At 67.1% G+C, this 4484-nt stretch carries 3 protein-coding genes; 2 read left to right on the forward strand and 1 reads right to left on the reverse strand.

What is annotated here, in order from left to right:
• The first annotated feature begins 324 nt into the window (after positions 1–324).
• Together LH128_RS19625 and LH128_RS19630 are read left to right on the forward strand one after the other, a co-directional pair.
• Entirely contained in the window at positions 325–1524 is a 1200-nt protein-coding gene (locus LH128_RS19625) for an amidohydrolase family protein (RefSeq protein ID WP_008831425.1), read from the forward strand.
• Positions 1524–2840 carry a cytochrome P450 gene (locus tag LH128_RS19630; protein WP_008831426.1) on the forward strand — a complete coding sequence of 439 codons (1317 nt, stop codon included), beginning with the start codon at positions 1524–1526 and terminating at the stop codon, positions 2838–2840. Before LH128_RS19625 ends, LH128_RS19630 begins: the two co-directional genes overlap by 1 nt.
• Positions 2841–2973: 133 nt before the next feature.
• Here the strand turns inward: LH128_RS19630 and LH128_RS19635 are convergent, their stop codons facing one another.
• A complete protein-coding gene (locus LH128_RS19635) occupies positions 2974–4371 on the reverse strand; it encodes a helix-turn-helix domain-containing protein (RefSeq protein WP_008831427.1) in 1398 nt (465 codons plus the stop codon).
• Positions 4372–4484: the final 113 nt, after the last annotated feature.

The following is a 4484-nucleotide window of genomic DNA, read 5'->3' on the forward strand; positions in this document are numbered from 1 at the left end:
CGCGGCGGCGGGCGGCAGGTGCGGGACGCGCGGACCTGCATCGTCTCCAACGGCGGCTATGGCTACGGCGCGATGATCCTGCGGCGGGATTGAACTGGCACGTCGTCCCGGACTTGATCCGGGACCGCTGGCGAGGCGACGCCTAACTCGCGTCAAGCCGCAGCGTCGCAGTGGCCCATCGCAAGCTCTCACCTCAAAAGTACCCAGCGGTCCCGGATCAAGTCCGGGACGACGCTACCGCCACCACACCTTGACCGAATCATTCACTAATGCGATAATCAATTCGCAATTTCGAATAATAGGACGGGACGAGAGGAACCGGACATGAGCGAAGCAGATCCCGCGATCCGCACGAATGCGGCCACCGATTGGCAGTACGGCCCGATCTTCGACGCCGACGCGCACATCGATCCGCCGCACGACATGTGGAAGGACTACCTCCCCGCCCACCTCAAGGACCGCGCGCCCTTCATCGACCACGCCGAGGACGGGGACTACATCTGCTTCGAGGGCAACCGCCGCCCCTTCATGATGATCAACAACCAGGCCGGGCGAGAGGGCAAGAACTTCAAGATGAAGGGCCGCCTCGCCGACCAGCGCACGGTCTGGGAGCCCGCCACCCGCCTCGCCGACATGGACGCCGACGGCATGGATGCCGCGCTGCTGTTCGGCGGCGGGCCGCTGGGTTCGTTCGACAACGAACTCTACGTCGCCAGCTACGAGGCGTACCAGAACTGGGTGATGGACTTCGCCTCGGTGGCGCCTGACCGGCTCTATCCCGTCGGCTACGTGCCGATGCGCGACATCGACGAGACTTGCGCGCATGTCACCCGGCTCGCGAAGAAGGGCTTTCGCGCCATCAACCTGCCCGCCTTCCCGCAGAACCCCGACGCCTGGAAGACCTCGTCCGGCATCGCCGCGATGAAGGATGGCCAGGTCTCGGCGCTGACCGGCGACAGCAAGGGCGCGCTGCAATATTCCGACCCGGCGTTCGACACGCTGTGGAAGACGGTGTGCGACCACGGCCTCGTCATCACCTTCCACCTCGGCGCGCGGGTGCCGCGCTTCGGGCAGAAGGAGTTCTTCCTGCCCGACATGCCGATGAGCAAGATGGCGATGGCCGAACCGATCGGCATCTTCATCTTCAACTGCATCTTCGACCGCTTCCCGGACTTGCGCATCGGCAGCATGGAGAGCGGCGTGGGCTGGTTCGCGTGGTACACCGAATACATCACCCGCACCTGGGAACGGCAGCGCTTCTGGACCGAGAGCCAGCTCAAGCATCCGCCCAGTTACTACATGGACCGCAACGTCTACGGCTCGTTCATCCAGGATCGCACCGGCATCCTGAACCGCGACTTGCCGGGCGCGCGGAACATCATGTGGTCCTCGGACTATCCGCACTCGGAGACGACCTTCCCCAAATCGCGCGAGGTCATCCTGCGCGACTTCGAAGGCGTGCCCGAGGCGGACGTGCGCGCGATCATCCACGACAACGCCTGCAAGCTGCTGGGGATCGCCTGATGCTGGACACCCCCACCGCGCCCGAGAACGACGACGTTCTTACCGCCGACGACCCGCTCTACGAGGAACTCTACGACGTGCGCCGCGAGGCTGAGGCGATCGGCAACCTCGTGGAAGTGGCCGAGATAATGCCGCGCATCCACGCGTTGCGCGATGAAGGCCCGGTGCTGAAAGGACGCCTGCGCGAACTGCTCGGCCTGCCGCTGCACGAGCGCCATGCGCGCGCGGCCGGACGTCCGCACTGGACGGTGCTGTCGTTCGAGGCGGTGGAAGCCGCGCTGCGCAATGCCGCGGTGTTCTCCAACTCGGTGCAGGGCCACGACAACCCGGCCGGCGAGAAGACTATGGGCATTCTCGAAATGGACCCGCCGGTCCACCGCGCCTATCGCCGCACCATCCAGCCGCGCTTCAACATGCCCGAGGCGATGGGCTGGTGGCGCGAGCATACCATCGACACCATCATCGAACGCCTGATCGCCCGCATGAGCCGGGCAGATCGCGCCGACCTCAACCTCGACTACTGCGCGCGCATCCCGGTCTACACGATCACCACCGCCATCGGCCTCGACGGCGACGAGGCGCTGCGTTTCCGTCACGCCTACCTCAACTCCACCAGTTCGAGCCGGACGGTGACGATGGAGCAGCGGCAGGCCAACGCGAAGATCGTCGAGAGCACCGTGCTGGGCCTGATCGCGCGCCGCCGTCAGGAGCCGAAGGACGATCTCGTCAGCTTCCTCATCACGATGCAACTGCAGATGCCGGGCGAGGAACCGCGTGCCCTCACCGACCGCGAGATCATGGCGCACGTCAAGCTGGTGATGGTCGCGGGCGGCGGCACCTCGTGGCGGCAGATGGGCATCGCGCTCTACGCCCTGCTCACCCATCCCGAGCAACTGGCAGCGGTGCGCGCCGACCGCTCGCTGGTGGACGATGCGGTGGAGGAAAGCCTGCGCTGGTATCCGACGGCGCCTTACTTCTACCGCATGGTGATGGAGGACACCGAACTCTACGGCCACGCGATCCACAAGGGTGCGGTGCTGGAACTCGGCCTCGGCCCGGCCAACCGCGACCCCGCGCGCTGGGACCGCCCGGACGAATACGACCTGTTCCGGCCGAAGAAGACCAACCTTGCCTTCGGGTTCGGTACGCACCGATGCCTCGGCATGAACGTGGCGCGGGTGGAGATCAATCGCGGCATCAACGCGCTGCTCGATCACTTCCCGAACCTGCGGCTCGATCCCGAAGCGCCCGCGCCGTTCATGACCGGCGGGCTGGAGCAGCAGGGCGTGTCGGGACTACCGGTGTTGCTGCGGTAACCTTACCCCGTCATCCCAGCGAAGGCTGGGACCGCTGGCCGTGTAAAACCCAACCCTCGGCAGGGCGTTTGAACGATAGTTGGCCGTAACAGGCCAGCGGTCCCAGCTTTCGCTGGGATGACGGGAAAGGGTTTCAACTCTCCGCGAACGTATAGGGCTGCGCGGCACGGCGGTAGTCGTCCGCCAGCACGTCGCGCCCGATCGGCGGGACCGAGCGGGCGGTGCATTCCGCACGCTGACACAGACGGCAGGTGACGCCGATCGGCGTCGTCGGCGCGCTCGTCGGGTCCGTACCGCCTGCATAGACCAGCCGCCCCGCCTGCTCCGCCGCGCAGGCGAGCGCCACCGCGCGCACGACCCGCGCACCGCCGTAACCTGCCGCCCCGCCAGTCACCGTGCGCGCGATCGAGAAGAAGCGCTCCCCGCCCGGCAGTTCGAGCCATTGCGGCACGATTTCGCCCGGACGGCGAAACACCTGATGCACGCTCCACAAGGGACACCCGCCGCCATGCGCGGCGAAGGGGAAGCCCGCGCCGTCGAGCCGCTTGGAGACATTGCCCGCCTCGTCCACGCGGATGAAGAAGAAGCCGACGCGCTCCTCCCCCGGCCGCTGCAGGGTGGTGAGGCGATGCGCCACCTGCTCGAAACTGGCGCCGAACAGCGCGCACAGGGCATCGATGTCATAGCGCCGCTGGTCCGCCGCGCGGGCGAAGCGGCCATAAGGCATGACGATTGCCGCCGCCGCATAGCCCGCCAGCGCGCGCAGCAGCAGCGTCGCGGTGGTGCGGCTGGAGAAGCTGTCGGCCCGGATCGTCTGCTTGATCTCGGATCGCAGCGCGGTGTGGGCGATGTGCGTGGCGATCTGGAACGCGCGGCTGGCATGGTCGAGCGTGTCGGCGATCAGCAATTGCTGGTTGTGCCGGTCGAAGCGGCGCAGCGAATCCATGAGCACGTCAGGCGGCAGGAATCGCACGCGCACGGCCTTGGCGGCGAGCCACTCGGTCGCCCCGCCCGCTTTTTCGATCTCGCCCGCCAGTTCCTCGGCGCGGGTGTCGAGCGCATGGAAGTAATTGCGGTTGGCGGCGAGGAAGCGCTGCGCTTCGCGCACGGGTTCGTTCTCGTCCGCCATCGGCCCGGCGGCGCGCTGCTCGGCCAGCGCCTGCGCCTCGCGGGTATAGGCCTGATGGAGCCGCAAGAGCGCTTCGGAGACACCCGGAAAGCTGGTGGCGAGGTCGGCGACCTCCAGCTTGGGCAGGTCGATATCGGCGAAGATCGGGTCGCGCAGCACGTCGGTCAGGCGGCGCGCGTAGCCCTCCCCGTCGTCACCGGCGATGTCGGCGATGTCGAGGCGGTAGGTCTTCGCGAGGCGCAGCAGCATGTCGGCGGTGACCGGCCGCTGGTTGCGCTCCAGCAGGGCGACGTAGCTGGGCGAGATTTCCAGATCATCGGCCATCGCCAGCTGCGTCAGGCCGAGTTCACGGCGCAGACGGCGCAGGCGCGGGCCGAGGTACAGGGGACGATTCTCTGCCATTGCACTCCCTATCCAACACGCGCCCGTCATCCCAGCGAAGGCTGGGACCGCTGGCCGCGCAAAGCCCAACCCTCGGAAGAGCGCCCGGACGATAGTTGGTCGTAACAGGCCAG

It is taken from the genome of Sphingomonas sp. LH128, from assembly GCF_000293195.2.
Taxonomy (GTDB): Bacteria; Pseudomonadota; Alphaproteobacteria; order Sphingomonadales; family Sphingomonadaceae; genus Novosphingobium; species Novosphingobium resinovorum_A.